General features: G+C 62.5%; 12 protein-coding genes. 5 read left to right on the top strand and 7 right to left on the bottom strand.

Annotation, left to right across the window (positions count from 1 at the left end):
* Positions 1–135 precede the first annotated feature (135 nt).
* Positions 136–1,194: a tetratricopeptide repeat protein gene (locus QU606_RS19725; RefSeq protein WP_024075385.1), complete on the bottom strand. Its 1,059-nt coding sequence runs from the start codon at positions 1,192–1,194 to the stop codon at positions 136–138.
* 76 nt (positions 1,195–1,270) lie between these two features.
* A complete protein-coding gene (locus QU606_RS19720; RefSeq protein WP_024075386.1) occupies positions 1,271–2,164 on the bottom strand; it encodes a bestrophin family protein in 894 nt (297 codons plus the stop codon).
* A gap of 230 nt (positions 2,165–2,394) precedes the next feature.
* Between QU606_RS19720 and QU606_RS19715 the strand changes: the two genes are divergently transcribed.
* Genes QU606_RS19715 through QU606_RS19695 form a run of 5 tightly spaced genes read left to right on the top strand, consistent with a single transcriptional unit; the run spans position 2,395 to position 7,956 of the window.
* Positions 2,395–4,044, top strand: coding sequence for an AMP-binding protein (locus QU606_RS19715; RefSeq protein ID WP_168232648.1), 1,650 nt, complete (start codon positions 2,395–2,397; stop codon positions 4,042–4,044).
* 22 nt (positions 4,045–4,066) lie between these two features.
* A complete protein-coding gene (locus tag QU606_RS19710) occupies positions 4,067–4,834 on the top strand; it encodes an SDR family NAD(P)-dependent oxidoreductase (RefSeq protein WP_304997383.1) in 768 nt (255 codons plus the stop codon).
* Positions 4,835–4,846: 12 nt separating this feature from the next.
* Positions 4,847–6,031, top strand: a complete 1,185-nt coding sequence (locus QU606_RS19705; RefSeq protein WP_168232649.1) for an acetyl-CoA C-acyltransferase — start codon at positions 4,847–4,849, stop codon at positions 6,029–6,031.
* A gap of 12 nt (positions 6,032–6,043) precedes the next feature.
* Positions 6,044–7,171, top strand: coding sequence for an acyl-CoA dehydrogenase (locus QU606_RS19700; RefSeq protein ID WP_168232650.1), 1,128 nt, complete (start codon positions 6,044–6,046; stop codon positions 7,169–7,171).
* A gap of 11 nt (positions 7,172–7,182) precedes the next feature.
* Positions 7,183–7,956: an enoyl-CoA hydratase gene (locus tag QU606_RS19695; protein WP_069076019.1), complete on the top strand. Its 774-nt coding sequence runs from the start codon at positions 7,183–7,185 to the stop codon at positions 7,954–7,956.
* Positions 7,957–8,244: 288 nt separating this feature from the next.
* On the opposite strand, the gene QU606_RS19690 is transcribed toward QU606_RS19695, so the two are convergent.
* The 5 genes from QU606_RS19690 to QU606_RS19670 form a co-directional block, all read right to left on the bottom strand.
* Complete coding sequence (locus tag QU606_RS19690; RefSeq protein ID WP_024075393.1) at positions 8,245–9,396, bottom strand: acyl-CoA dehydrogenase family protein; 1,152 nt, start codon at positions 9,394–9,396, stop codon at positions 8,245–8,247.
* Positions 9,397–9,399: 3 nt separating this feature from the next.
* Positions 9,400–10,503, bottom strand: coding sequence for an enoyl-CoA hydratase/isomerase family protein (locus QU606_RS19685; protein ID WP_024075394.1), 1,104 nt, complete (start codon positions 10,501–10,503; stop codon positions 9,400–9,402).
* 134 nt (positions 10,504–10,637) lie between these two features.
* Positions 10,638–11,483: an alpha/beta hydrolase gene (locus QU606_RS19680; RefSeq protein WP_024075395.1), complete on the bottom strand. Its 846-nt coding sequence runs from the start codon at positions 11,481–11,483 to the stop codon at positions 10,638–10,640.
* Positions 11,480–11,881, bottom strand: coding sequence for a RidA family protein (locus tag QU606_RS19675; protein ID WP_024075396.1), 402 nt, complete (start codon positions 11,879–11,881; stop codon positions 11,480–11,482). The genes QU606_RS19680 and QU606_RS19675 overlap by 4 nt, the downstream gene beginning before the upstream one ends.
* Before the next feature lie 2 nt (positions 11,882–11,883).
* Entirely contained in the window at positions 11,884–13,101 is a 1,218-nt protein-coding gene (locus QU606_RS19670) for a cytochrome P450 (RefSeq protein ID WP_168232651.1), read from the bottom strand.
* Between the last annotated feature and the right edge of the window lies 1 nt (position 13,102).

Below are 13,102 nucleotides of genomic sequence, written 5' to 3'. Positions count from 1 at the left end.
AAGTGCCCTCGGGTCACGTACAAGTAGAAGGGGCGCCGCCTCAGGGCGCGCCATAAACTCTTGACCGTGGTGGCGTGTGGCGGTTCAACCCATTGTATTAGTTTGTCCGTTTCGCAGGTTTATGCAGGCCTGGTATCAAAGACCTTGTTGCAAGGCCGGGTCGTCTGGGTTCTGTTGCTCAAGTTGGGCCAGCAGTACCTGCACATTTTGCAATTGGCCGCTTTCCTTCCAGTAATTGACCAGCAACACCCGCGCCTTGCGGTTGGCAGGGTGGCGCTGGATGATTTCTTCCAACTGGCGCTGGGCGGCCTCGAGTTCCTGCTGGGCATGCAGGGTGGTGGCGAGGTCGTAGCGGTAATCCTGATTGTCCGGTTCCAGCTCCACGGCCTTGGACAGGCCGAGCAGCGCATAAGGGCGCTCGCCGTGGTGCAGCAGCCACATGCCCAGGGCGTGTTGCAGGTAGGCGGACTCAGGGTGCGCCGCCAATTGGCGAGCCAGCAACTGGCGCGATTCGTCGGTCTTGCCTTGTTTGTCCAGCAGCTCAATTTGCGCGACTACGGCCTGCAGGTTGTCCGGCTGCAAGCGCATCGCCTGTTCCAGGGCGTTTTGTGCCTCCGGCAGCAACGCGCTGTGGATGTACAGCCGCGCCAGTTGAATCCAGCTTTCAGCCGTTTCAGGCTGAGCCTTGAGCGTTTTCACGAATTCATCGAGCACTTGCTGCAATGGCCCGAAATACAGGCCCAGGGTGTCCGGCGAGAGCCCCAGCAAGGCGTTGGCGGCGGCAAAGCGCACGCTTTGCTCGGCGTCCTCCAGGAGTGGCCCGAGCAACAGGGTGCGCTGGCCGGTGGGCACCAGGCCGACAATGCTGCGAATCGCCGCCTCACGAACCCGTGGCGATTCATTGGCCAGGTCCTTGTCGGCCAATTTCAAGGCCTGGGGGCTGGGGTAGTTGGGCAACTCGGCATGCAGCGCGGCGCGACGTTCGTCGGACAGGTCTGGCCGGGCCAACTGCTGATACAGCACGCGGGCCGCCCCCGGTTCGCCGTTGTGCGCCTGTTTCAGGGCCTTGGAATAACCGTGGGCGATGGCAGGGGGCACCGCGACCGGGGTGGCGCGTGAGAAATACCAGGTGATCAGCACAATCAACAACAGGGCGCACAGGCCGACGATGGAGTAACGGCGTGATTTTGACATGCAGGCGTCCGAAAGCTTGGGCAGCTATTACAAAGCGCTCAGCTTCGGTCAGACCAGGGCGAGTGTCAAACCGGCATCAGGTCAGCACGTAGTCCACCGGCTCCAGGGCAGGGGGAAGGTCGGTTGCACCGAGGGCGGCGAGGACCTCGCGCTCCAGGGTGCGCACGATGGCGTTGCAGGGCAGGTCGTTCTCGTCGAAGCCGAACGGGTCTTCCAGGTCGTCACCGATTTCATCCAGGCCGAAGAAGGTGTAGCTGACGATGGCGGTGAACACCGGCGTCAGCCAGCCCAGCGGCTCGGCCATGGCGAATGGCAAGAGAATGCAGAACAGGTAAATGGTGCGATGCAGCAGCAGCGTGTAGGGAAAGGGCAGGGGCGTGGCCTTGATCCGCTCGCAGGAAGCCTGTACCTGGCAGAGGCTGACCAGGCGGGTTTCGAGCTGGGTGTAGCGCCATTCACTGATCACGCCGTGTTCGGCCAGCGTGGAAAACCGCGCGCCCAGCTGTTGCAGGACCTGGTCGGGAAGATTGGGATGGGCCGCCGGCACCCCGATCCAGGGCTTGATCGCCTGGGCTTCATCCTCCAGGCGCAGGCGCGCGATCAAACCGTGGGCAAAACCGCACAAGCCGCGCAACAGGCTTGCCCGTTCCAGTGGGTCGCCGAGCACCTGGGTTTCACGTATCAACGAGCGCACATCAATGAGCATCTGCCCCAACTGCTTGCGACCTTCCCACCAGCGGTCGTAGCAGGCGTTGTTGCGAAAGCTCATGAAGATCGACAGCGACAGCCCCAGCAGCGTGAACGGCGTAGCGTTGACCTTGGAGAAATAGGCGGGGTGCAGGGTTTCCACCAGCACGATCACCGAGGCCAGCAATGTCACCAGCAGGCTGCGCAGGGCGATGCGCTTGGCAATCGAGCCCTTGAGGGAAAACAGGATGCCCAGGAGGTTGGGTTTGGGGCGAACGATCATCGCAAGGGGGCTTCTTCGGTGGCGCAGGCCATCAGGTTAGAAGCTGGCGGGCGAACCGTCCAATCGCTTGGGCCGACCGGCTGATCGGTGGGGTCTATGATGAGAAGGCATTGGCCAAACCAGTCAGCCAGGTTGATGGCTTTGACCATTGCTGCTGCAACGCTCTAGAGCGACTATTTCACGGGTTCCGTTTACGTCCTGAAAATAAAAATACAGAAGGATTTAAAGCGATGCGTGAGTATTTGGCTGCCACCACCGAGTTTGATTACCAGCACACCGTAGATGCCGCCTTGGCTGGCAACCTGCAGGGCCTGAATGCCTGTGTTGAATGCTGCGACCGCCATGCCTTGCCTGGGCGTATCGCGTTGTTCTGGGAGGGCAAGGACGGGCGCAGCGCCACGTCCACCTTCAGCGAGTTGCAGGACCAGGCGGCACGCTTCGCCAACTTCCTGCTGGCTCAGGGCGTCAAGCGTGGCGACAAGGTCGCCGGCCTGTTGCCACGCACCGCCGAGTTGCTGGTGGTGGTGTTTGCCACCTGGCGTATCGGTGCGGTCTATCAACCACTGTTTACCGCCTTTGGCCCCAAGGCCATTGAACACCGCTTGAACAGTTCCGGCGCAGCCCTGGTGGTCACCGATGCGGTGAATCGGCCCAAGCTCGCGGAGGTTCAGGGCTGCCCGACCATCGTCACGGTCACCGGCGCTAAAGGTGAAGGCCTGGTACGGGGCGATTTCAGCTTCTGGGCCGAGTTGCCCAACTATTCCAAGCTCTGCGAGCCGGTGCTGCTGGACGCCGAAGAGCCGTTCCTGCTGATGTTCACCTCGGGCACCACCGGGCCATCGAAAGCCTTGTCGGTACCGCTCAAGGCCATCGTTGCGTTCCAGAGCTATACCCGTGATGCGGTCGACCTGCGTCCTGAAGACGCGTTCTGGAACGTCGCCGACCCGGGCTGGGCCTACGGCATCTATTTCGGCGTGACCGGGCCGTTGTCCATGGGCCATCCGATCACCTTCTACGACGGCCCGTTCACCCTGGAAAGCACCTGCCGGGTCATCAATAAATACGGGATCACCAACCTCACCGGTTCGCCGACGGCCTATCGCCTGTTGATTGCCGGGGGCGAGCAGTTCGCCCGTTCGATCAAGGGCAAGCTGCGTATTGTCAGCAGCGCCGGCGAGCCGTTGAACCCGGAAGTGATCCGCTGGTTTGCCGACAACCTGGGCGTCACCATCCACGACCACTACGGCCAGACCGAACTGGGCATGGTGCTGTGCAACCATCATGGCCTGGCGCATCCGGTACACATCGGCTCGGCTGGGTTTGCTTCGCCGGGGCATCGCATCGTGGTGCTGGATGACGATTACCAGGAGCTGCCTGCCGGCCAACCGGGCATTCTCGCCATTGATCGCGAGCAATCGCCGATGTGCTGGTTCGCCGGCTACGACGGGGTGAAGACCAAGGCGTTCGTCGGTAAGTACTACCTCAGTGGCGACACGGTCGAATTGAACCCGGACGGCAGCATCAGCTTTGTGGGGCGCAGTGATGATGTGATCACCACCTCCGGCTATCGGGTCGGCCCCTTCGACGTGGAAAGCGCGCTGGTTGAACACCCGGCCGTGGTCGAAGCCGCCGTGGTCGGCAAGCCCGACCCGGAGCGCACCGAGCTGGTGAAAGCCTTTGTGGTGATCAACGAGCAATACCGAGCGACCCCGGAGCTGGCCGAAGAGCTGCGCCTGCATGTGCGCAAGCGCCTGGCCGCGCATGCCTACCCGCGGGAAATCGAATTTGTCAGCGACTTGCCCAAGACTCCGAGCGGCAAGCTGCAACGTTTTATCTTGCGTAACCAGGAAATCGCCAAGGCCCAAGCGGCGTTGGCGTGATCCACCTTTCAAGGAAACAATGATGCAGATTGAAAACAAGGTTTTTCTGGTCAGCGGCGGCGCTTCGGGCCTCGGCGCGGCCACGGCCGAGATGCTGATCGCGGCCGGTGCCAAGGTCATGCTGGTGGACCTGAACGCCGAAGCCGTTGCCACCAAGGCCCGGCAACTGGGTGACAACGCCCGCAGCGCCGTGGCGGATATCAGCCAGGAAGCCGCCGCCGAAGCCGCCGTAAAGGCCGCCGTGGCTGCCTTTGGTGGTCTGCATGGCCTGGTTAACTGCGCCGGCGTGGTGCGTGGCGAGAAAATCCTCGGCAAGAACGGTCCCCACGCGTTGGCCAGCTTCGCTCAGGTGATCAACGTCAACCTGATCGGCAGCTTCAACCTGCTGCGCCTGGCCGCGGCGGCCATCGCCGAAACCGAAGCCAATGCCGAGGGCGAACGCGGGGTGATCATCAACACCGCGTCGGTCGCAGCGTTTGACGGGCAGATCGGCCAGGCGGCGTATGCGGCTTCCAAAGGCGCGATCGCCAGCCTGACCCTGCCGGCGGCACGGGAACTGGCGCGATTCGGCATTCGCGTGATGACCATCGCCCCGGGCATCTTCGAAACGCCAATGATGGCGGGCATGGCCCCGGAAGTCCGCGATTCTCTCGCCGCCGGTGTGCCATTCCCGCCACGCCTGGGCAAACCTGCCGAGTACGCCGCGTTGGTGCGGCACATCATCGAAAACAGCATGCTCAATGGCGAGGTGATCCGTCTCGACGGTGCCTTGCGCATGGCAGCCAAGTGAGGAGGATGCGTCATGAATGATCCCATCGTGATTGTCAGTGCCGCGCGTACGCCCATGGGCGGGTTCCAGGGCGACCTTAAGGGCCTGACCGCGCCGCAACTGGGCGCTGCCGCGATTCGCGCGGTGGTCGAGCGCGCCGGTATCGCCAACGATGCCGTGGATGAGGTGTTGTTCGGCTGTGTACTGCCGGCCGGCCTCGGGCAGGCACCTGCGCGCCAGGCGGCCCTCGGCGCCGGGCTGGACAAGGCCACGCGCTGTACCACCCTCAACAAGATGTGTGGTTCGGGCATGGAAGCGACCATCCTGGCCCATGACTCGCTGTTGGCGGGCAGCGTCGACGTGGTGGTTGCCGGCGGCATGGAAAGCATGTCCAACGCACCGTACCTGCTGGACCGCGCCCGCAGCGGCTACCGTATGGGCCACGGCAAGGTGCTCGACCATATGTTCCTCGACGGCCTGGAAGACGCCTACGACAAGGGCCGCCTGATGGGCACCTTTGCCGAAGATTGCGCCGAGCACAACGGCTTTACCCGTGAAGCCCAGGACGCCTTCGCCATTGCCTCCCTGACCCGTGCGCAGCAGGCCATCACCCAAGGCTGCTTCACCGCCGAGATCGTCCCGGTGCAGGTCACCGTGGGCAAAGAGCAGAAGACCATCCTGCACGACGAGCAACCCCCCAAGGCCAAGCTGGACAAGATCGCCAGCCTGAAGCCGGCCTTCCGCGAAGGCGGCACCGTCACTGCGGCCAACTCCAGTTCGATTTCCGATGGCGCGGCGGCGTTGCTGCTGATGCGTGAGTCCGAGGCGCACAAGCGCGGGCTCACGCCGTTGGCGGTGATCCACGGGCATGCGGCGTTTGCCGACGAGCCGGGCCTGTTCCCGGTGGCGCCAGTGGGGGCGATTCGCAAGCTGATGAGCAAGACCGGCTGGAACCTGGGCGACGTGGACCTGTTTGAAATCAACGAGGCCTTTGCCGTGGTCAGCCTGGTCACCATGAGCAAGCTGGAGATTCCCCACGACAAGGTCAATATCCATGGCGGCGCCTGCGCCCTGGGCCACCCGATTGGTGCCTCCGGCGCGCGGATCCTGGTGACGCTGCTTTCGGCCCTGCGCCAAAAAGGCCTCAAGCGTGGCGTTGCCGCCATTTGCATCGGCGGTGGTGAAGCCACGGCCATGGCCGTCGAATGCTTGTATTAAGGACTCTGTACCATGCTCCCGAATGACGAACAGCTGCAAATCAGTGACGCCGCCCGGCAATTTGCCCAGGAACGCCTGAAACCGTTCGCCGCCGAATGGGACCGCGAGCATCGCTTTCCCAAGGAAGCCATCGGCGAAATGGCCGAATTGGGCTTTTTCGGCATGCTGGTGCCGGAACAATGGGGCGGTTGCGACACCGGCTACCTGGCCTATGCCATGGCCCTGGAAGAAATCGCCGCAGGTGACGGCGCGTGCTCGACCATCATGAGCGTGCACAACTCCGTCGGTTGCGTGCCGATTCTCACGTTCGGCAACGATCAGCAGAAAGAACAATTCCTCAAACCCCTGGCCAGCGGCGCCATGCTCGGCGCCTTTGCACTCACCGAGCCCCAAGCGGGCTCCGATGCCAGCAGCCTGAAAACCCGGGCGCGCCTGGAAGGCGACCATTACGTGTTGAACGGCTGCAAACAGTTCATCACCTCCGGGCAAAACGCCGGGATCGTGATCGTGTTTGCGGTCACCGACCCCGCCGCGGGCAAGCGCGGGATCAGCGCATTCATCGTGCCGACGAATTCACCGGGCTACACCGTGGCGCGGGTTGAAGACAAGTTGGGGCAGCATGCCTCCGACACCTGCCAGATCCTGTTTGAGGATGTGAAGGTGCCGGTGGCGAATCGCCTGGGCGAGGAGGGCGAAGGCTACCGTATCGCCCTGGCCAACCTTGAGGGCGGTCGCGTCGGTATTGCCTCGCAATCGGTGGGCATGGCCCGCGCAGCGTTCGAAGCGGCGCGCGATTACGCCCGTGAACGCGAAAGCTTTGGCAAAGCCTTGATCGACCACCAGGCCGTGGCGTTCCGCCTGGCGGACATGGCCACGCAAATCGCGGTTGCCCGTCAGATGGTGCATTACGCCGCAGCCCTGCGTGACAGCGGCAAACCGGCCTTGGTCGAGGCGTCCATGGCCAAGCTGTTCGCTTCGGAAATGGCCGAGAAAGTCTGTTCGGCCGCCTTGCAAACCTTGGGCGGTTACGGTTACCTGAGCGACTTCCCCCTGGAGCGGATCTACCGCGATGTGCGGGTCTGCCAGATCTACGAAGGCACCAGCGATATCCAGCGCATGGTCATTTCACGCAATCTTTAAGGAGCCGAAACATGAGTTACGAAACCATCCTGCTCGAAGTCCAGGGCCGTGTCGGACTGATCACCCTCAACCGCCCGCAAGCCCTGAACGCGCTGAACGCGCAACTGGTCAGTGAGCTGAACCTGGCGCTCGACAGCCTGGAAGCCAACCCGGAAATCGGCTGCATCGTGCTCACCGGCTCGAAGAAAGCCTTCGCGGCCGGCGCCGACATCAAGGAAATGGCCGAGCTGACTTACCCCCGGATCTACCTCGACGACCTGTTCAGCGACAGCGACCGCGTGGCCAACCGCCGCAAGCCGATCATCGCCGCAGTCAACGGCTTCGCCCTCGGCGGCGGCTGTGAGCTGGCGCTGATGTGCGACTTTATCCTCGCCGGCGACACTGCCAAGTTCGGCCAGCCGGAAATCAACCTTGGCGTCCTGCCGGGCATGGGCGGCACCCAGCGCCTGACCCGCGCGGTGGGCAAGGCCAAGGCCATGGAAATGTGCCTGACCGGGCGCTTCATCGACGCGGTGGAAGCGGAACGCTGCGGGATTGTCGCGCGTATCGTGCCAGCCGATGAACTGCTGGACGAAGCGCTGAAAGTCGCCACCCTGATCGCCAGCAAGTCGGTACCGATCAGCATGATGGTCAAGGAAAGCGTGAACCGCGCGTTTGAAGTCAGCCTGTCGGAAGGCGTGCGCTTTGAGCGTCGGGTGTTCCACGCAGCGTTCGCCACCCAGGATCAGAAAGAAGGGATGGCGGCGTTCGTGGCCAAGCGCGCGCCAGCGTTCAAGGATAAATAACCCGGTATCCGGAACACCGGGGTTCAAATGGATTTGTTGTGACAAGCGGGCCTGTTGTGGCGAGCGGGCTTGCCCCGCGTTGGGCTGCGAAGCAGCCCCAATAAGGCCCCCGCGTTTATCCAGGCCTATTAAATCGTCAGGTTTTGGGGCCGCTTCGCGCCCCAACGCGGGGCAAGCCCGCTCGCCACAACAAGCCTGCTCACCATATCAAGCCGACTTGCCGCATCAAGCCCATTTGCCGCATCAAGTCCACTTGCCACATCAAGCCCCCTCCCACAGCCGTTTCAATCAAAGCTGGTAATTCTTGAGCTCTCGGGCAATCACCATCCGCTGGATCTCGCTGGTGCCTTCGTAAATCTGCGTGATCCGCGCATCCCGGTAGTAACGCTCCACCGGGTAATCCTCCAGGTACCCATACCCTCCATGAATCTGCATGGCCGAGGAGCAGACCTTTTCAGCCATTTCCGAGGCGAACAGCTTGGCCTGGGACGCCTCAGACAAGCAGGGCTTGCCGGCACTGCGCAGGCGCGCGGCGTGCAGGATCAGCAGGCGCGCGGCATTCAGCCGGGTTTGCATATCGGCCAACAGGTTGGCGACGCTCTGGTGCTCGATGATTGCCTTATCGAACTGCACGCGGTCACGGGCATAGGCCAGCGCCGCTTCAAAGGCGGCACGGGCTATGCCCAAGGCCTGGGCGGCGATGCCAATACGGCCACCTTCGAGGTTGGACAGGGCAATTGCCAGGCCTTTGCCGCGCTCACCCAGCAGGTTGGCCTCGGGGACCGTGCATTGGTTGAGGGTGACGGCGCAGGTGTCGGAGGCGCGAATGCCCATCTTGTGTTCGGTACGGTCCACCACGAACCCGGGCGTATCGGTGGGCACCAGGAAGGCGGAGATGCCTTTCTTGCCCAGTTCAGGGTCGGTGACGGCGAACACAATGGCCAGCTTGGCGCGCTTGCCGTTGCTGACAAACTGCTTGGCGCCGTTGATCACCCACTGGCCGTCGCGCAATTCGGCGCGGGTACGCAGGTTATGGGCTTCGGACCCCGCCTGGGGTTCGGTCAGGCAAAAGCAGCCGATGGCCTGGCCGCTGGCGAGGTCCGCCAGCCAGGTTTGTTTCTGTTCGGTGGTGCCGTAGTTGAGGATAGGCCCGCAACCCACTGAATTATGGATACTCATCAGTGCGCCCGTGGCGCCGTCACCGGCGGAAATTTCTTCCACCGCCAAGGCATAGGCCACGTAATCGACGTAGGTGCCGCCCCATTCTTCCGGCACGACCATGCCCAGCAGGCCCAGCTCGCCCATCTTGGCGACCAGGGCATCATCGATCCAGCCGGCTTTTTCCCAGGCCTGGGCGTGTGGGGCGATTTCGCCACGGGCAAAGTCGCGTGCCATGTCACGAATCATGACTTGTTCTTCAGTGTATTCAATATCTTGCATGACTTAGTTCGCAACCTGCTTGAAGGTGTGGAAGAAGCTCTCGACATGGTTGGCATCCAACTCATGGAGCGTCGGCGGATTCCAACGTGGGGTTTTGTCCTTGTCGATAATCAGGGCGCGCACGCCTTCGATCAGGTCGCCACGCTCGAACCATTGGCGGTCCAGGTGCAGCTCCAGGGCAAAGCACTGTTCCAGAGGGAGACGGCGACCGCGCCGCAGCATTTGCAAGGTCACCGCCATGGCCAGCGGCGAGCGGGTTTTCATCAGGTTGGCGGTGGTCATGGCCCATTCATGGCTGTCAGCCACGGTGACTTCCTGCAACTGTTCGACCATGCTCGGTACGTCCGGCAGTGCAAAGAAATGATCGATAGGCGAGCGTAAGGCCGCGAGCGGCGCGTCGGGCAGTTGCTGTACGGCCAGTTTGGCAAGTACGCCTTGCAGGTCCTTGAGTGGGGAGTCCTGCCATGCCAGGCGATCGAGTTTCTGGTCGAGGTCGGCCAGCCTGGTGCTGTCCAGGTACCAATCCGCCAGCCCGCAGTACAGCGCGTCAGCCGCGCGAATCTGCACGCCGGTGACGCCCAGGTAGATACCCAGCTCGCCTGGGATGCGCGGCAGGAAATAACTGCCGCCCACGTCAGGGAAATAACCGATAGCCACTTCCGGCATCGCCAGGCGACTGCGTTCGGTGACGACGCGCAGATCCGCGCCTTGCACCAGGCCCATGCCGCCGCCAAGGACAAACCCGTCCATCAGGGCCAGTACGGGTTTGCGGTAATGGTGGATGGCCAGGTCGAGGGCGTATTCCTCGACGAAAAAATCCTCGTGCAGCGTGTCGCCGTTCTTGAAGCTGTCGTAGAGGGAACGGATATCGCCACCGGCACAGAAGGCTTTTTCGCCGGCACCGCGCAGTACCACGGCGTAGACCTGAGGGTCATCGGCCCAGGCCTGCAGCTGGCGAGACAGGCTGCGGACCATGTCCAGGGTGATGGCGTTTAAGCCGGCAGGGCGATTGAGGGTGAGGTGGCCAATATGGTTACGCACTTGGGCCAGTACTTCGTGCTGCAGATTATCGGTATGGCTTGCTTCGGATGAAACCTGAGCAGTCATCTGTAACTCCCTGCTTTTATTGTTCTTTATCTAGATGTTTGCGGATGAACCATCTCGCGATCCTACCAGTGCAAATTTGCCCAGTACAACCCGGAATCCTGCAGGTCGTTTTTGCATTTATGCAGAAGTGCCGCTCAGGCTGGGGGCGGGTCGAAAAAACCTGCCAGGGCCTCGGCACAGAGCAGCACGGCACGCCGGGCACTGGCCTCAGTGGCAGGATAGTTGATAAAGCCATGAGGCATGCCGGTGTACTCCTTGTGTTGCACCGGCACGCCTGCCCGTTTCAAGCCACGTGCAAAGGCGCGCCCTTCATCGCGCAAGAGGTCGCAGCCGGCGGTAATGATCAGGGCTGCGGGCAACCCTTGCAGCGAGGTATCGCGCGCCGGCGAAAGCCAGGGATGCCCCAGGGGAATACCGGGCGGTACGTACTGGTCGAGGTACCAGTCCATCAGCTCGGCTGTCAGGCCAAACCCGTTGGCAAAGTTCCTGCGGGAGCGGTTGCGCGCCAGGCAGTCGAGCACCGGGTACAGCAACAGTTGGAAACCGATGGGCGGGGCGCCCAGGTCCCTGGCCATTTGGCAGATCACCGCCGCCAACCCACCACCCGATCCGCCCCCGGCGACCGCGATGCGCTGCGGATCCAGCCCAAGGGACGCACCGTTGCGGGCGATCCAGGAAGTGGCGGTATAGCAGCTCTTCACCGCCGCGGGAAAGCGGTGTTCCGGTGGGCGGGGGTAATCCACCGCCACCACGGCGCAACCTGCCCACTCACTCATGACCCGGCAAAAGCTGTCGTGGGTGTCCAGGTCCCCGGTGACCCAACCGCCACCGTGGAAGTACATCAGCACCGGCGCCGGGGCAGGGCGCGCGGGGCGGTACAGGCGCACCCCCACTGGTCGTCCCTCGGTCGCCAAGGTCAGGTCGCTGACGTCCATGACCACGGCATCGCGCACCTCCTTGCGTGCTTGTTCCGGGGTCATGGTGTCGCCGCCTGTGCCTGGGCTTCGATTTCCACCAGATATTCCGGACCGATCAGCGCGCAGACGCCCAGCAACATGGTGGTCGGTTCGCAGCCATCAAAAAACGCTTTATGGGCCTTGGCGATTTCCGGCCACCAATTCACGTTGGTGGTGTACATGCGCGTGGCAATTATTCGGGTACGGTCCGTGCCCAACTGCTGGAGCGCCGCTTCGATGATCTCCAGGCAGCGCCGGGTCTGCAGGTACACGTCGTTTGGGGCGTAGGGGTTGCCGTCTTCGTCAAAGGCCACTGTGCCACTGGTGACAATGATGTTACCGGCCCGCAACGCGCGGCAGTAGCCACCGGCCTTTTCCCATTTCGCCGCTGAGAAGCAGCGCTGGATCGGATCGTTGTTCATGATCAGTGGAGCTCCACATGAATGGTTTTCAGGCCTCGAAACTGCAAGTTGTTGGTGCGCCAAACCGGTGGCTGCCCATCGATCAAGCGCAGGTTGGGGAACCGCATCAGCAGGCTGGTGAACACGATATGGGCCTCCAGCCGAAACAACGCGGTCCCCATGCAGAAGTGTTCGCCGCGCCCAAAGGCCAGGTGGTCGTTCTTTTCGCGTCGGATATCAAAACGGTCCGGGTCCAGGAAGTGCGCGGCGTCGCGGTTGGCGGCGGCGCGGACCAGAAATACCAGCTCGCCCTTGCGCATCATGCGGCCCTTGAGTTCGATGTCCTCCTGCAGCACGCGGTGGCTGAATTGACCCGAGGGGTCGATCCGCAGCATTTCTTCGATGGCGCACGCCATGAGTGAAAGGTCGGCCCGCAGCGCCTGCAACTGATCGGGATTGAGCAGCAAGTGCAGCAGGCCAATACCCAGCATGTCGGCGCTGGTTGTGTTGCCGGCCACCAGCACGAACGCCAGTTGCGCGAGTAAATTGCCCTTGGTGATGGCAGCTGCCTCGCCCGCGGCGATCACACGGCTGACAAGGTCGTCTTCGGGCGCCTGGCGGCGCTGATCGATCAGGTCGCCGAAATACTCATACATTTCTTCCAGCCCTTGCAGGGCTTCGCGGGGGCCATACGCCGGGTCCAGGCTGCCCACCAGAAACACCAGAATGTCATCAGTCCAGCGCCGCAGCCTCAGCGCGTCTTTTTGCGGGATCCCATAGAGTTTGGCCAGGATACGCGCCGGCACCTGGTTGAACAGCTCGGCCATCAGCTCCGGTTCGTCGCTCAATTGCGACAGCAGCTCATCGACAATCGCCTGGATGTCTGCGCGCAATGCGTCGATGGCGCGCGGGGTAAAGGCCCGGCTCAACAATTGGCGACTGGCCTGGTGGGCCTGGCCGTCCTGGGCATACATCCACCGCGAGGCTTTTTCCACAAAAGGCTCGACCATCGCGCGTTTGTCCTCTGGCAATTGGGCATTCACCAATTGGCGTATCCGGTCGGAGGAGTAGCGCCTGGCATCACCCTGCGCGGCGTAGACGTCATCAAAACGGGTCAGCATCCAGGCGTTGAAATGGGGGCACCAGTACACCGGATAATGTTCGCGCAGACAGGCAAACGCCGGATAGGGATCACGAACGGTGTCTGGGTTGGAAAAGTCGGGCGGTGATGGACGGGCCATG

Origin of the sequence: Pseudomonas sp. OVF7, assembly GCF_030644265.1 — a bacterium.
Lineage (GTDB): Bacteria > Pseudomonadota > Gammaproteobacteria > Pseudomonadales > Pseudomonadaceae > Aquipseudomonas > Aquipseudomonas gorinensis.
The sequence above is the reverse complement of the archived record's forward strand: the minus strand, read 5'-3'. Positions and strand labels throughout refer to the sequence as shown.

Coding starts and splice junctions, on each gene's coding strand:
- QU606_RS19725 (WP_024075385.1), bottom strand. CDS start 1,194: ATGTCAAAATCACGCCGTTACTCCATCGTCGGCCTGTGCGCCCTGTTG.
- QU606_RS19720 (WP_024075386.1), bottom strand. CDS start 2,164: ATGATCGTTCGCCCCAAACCCAACCTCCTGGGCATCCTGTTTTCCCTC.
- QU606_RS19715 (WP_168232648.1), top strand. CDS start 2,395: ATGCGTGAGTATTTGGCTGCCACCACCGAGTTTGATTACCAGCACACC.
- QU606_RS19710 (WP_304997383.1), top strand. CDS start 4,067: ATGCAGATTGAAAACAAGGTTTTTCTGGTCAGCGGCGGCGCTTCGGGC.
- QU606_RS19705 (WP_168232649.1), top strand. CDS start 4,847: ATGAATGATCCCATCGTGATTGTCAGTGCCGCGCGTACGCCCATGGGC.
- QU606_RS19700 (WP_168232650.1), top strand. CDS start 6,044: ATGCTCCCGAATGACGAACAGCTGCAAATCAGTGACGCCGCCCGGCAA.
- QU606_RS19695 (WP_069076019.1), top strand. CDS start 7,183: ATGAGTTACGAAACCATCCTGCTCGAAGTCCAGGGCCGTGTCGGACTG.
- QU606_RS19690 (WP_024075393.1), bottom strand. CDS start 9,396: ATGCAAGATATTGAATACACTGAAGAACAAGTCATGATTCGTGACATG.
- QU606_RS19685 (WP_024075394.1), bottom strand. CDS start 10,503: ATGACTGCTCAGGTTTCATCCGAAGCAAGCCATACCGATAATCTGCAG.
- QU606_RS19680 (WP_024075395.1), bottom strand. CDS start 11,483: ATGACCCCGGAACAAGCACGCAAGGAGGTGCGCGATGCCGTGGTCATG.
- QU606_RS19675 (WP_024075396.1), bottom strand. CDS start 11,881: ATGAACAACGATCCGATCCAGCGCTGCTTCTCAGCGGCGAAATGGGAA.
- QU606_RS19670 (WP_168232651.1), bottom strand. CDS start 13,101: ATGGCCCGTCCATCACCGCCCGACTTTTCCAACCCAGACACCGTTCGT.